Consider the following 741-nt stretch of genomic DNA (forward strand, 5'->3'; position numbering starts at 1 on the left):
TTAAAAAGAGTCCGAGGCACAAGGATGATCAACAACGAATCTTATCTGCCATGTCATTTCCGGATGACGATATATGGACCGGTCACGGATCCGGAAATCGTGATTGCAAACCACATCTATAAAGTAGAGACTACTGTATTTACGGATGAGAGATTAGTGATTGACAGCAGATCGAACACAGTTATTAAGATTGGCCGTCTCGGAGAAGAGACAGATCTGTATAACAGCCGGTATAAGTTACAAAGTGTATTCGAAAAGATTCCGCCGGGGCGTCAAGTGCTCACATGGCCAGGCGGATACGGCATTGATATTACCTTGTTTGATGAAAGGAGTGAGCCGCGATGGACTTTATAGTATGCTCTGCAGATCGGATGGAGTTACGTCCATTCCCGGATGACGCCACCATGGATTTTGACCTGGGCGGTGAAAACGATGTAGAGATAACCTGCACTCGTGGACAGCTGCAGATGGGATATTGGATTATGTCGCCTGGTACAGAGTATTGTGCTCTGATTGAAGAGATGGAGGTAAACACTAACTCCGAGGAAGAAACATGGCGAGGAAATGCAATTCGGAAGTTGTTGGAACAGTACATTATCCAACCGCCTTCCGGACAGGATTATAGGACGGTATCCGGGGATGCAAACGAAATATTAGAGTCTGTCTTAGGCAATGCCTTTGGCGGACTTTTTACATTTCCGGAAGAATCAAGTGAGATTGATATTCCGTCCTATCAGTTTG

2 pseudogenes are annotated in these 741 nt (G+C 45.5%); both read left to right on the plus strand.

What is annotated here, in order from left to right:
- A pseudogene (locus JMF81_RS02285) lies at window positions 1–354 on the plus strand (hypothetical protein); the annotation flags it as partial.
- Window positions 342–741 (plus strand): annotated as a pseudogene (locus JMF81_RS02290) (siphovirus ReqiPepy6 Gp37-like family protein); the annotation flags it as partial. The pseudogenes JMF81_RS02285 and JMF81_RS02290, both read left to right, overlap by 13 nt.

The organism is Anaerostipes butyraticus (assembly GCF_016586355.1).
GTDB lineage: Bacteria > Bacillota > Clostridia > Lachnospirales > Lachnospiraceae > Anaerostipes > Anaerostipes butyraticus.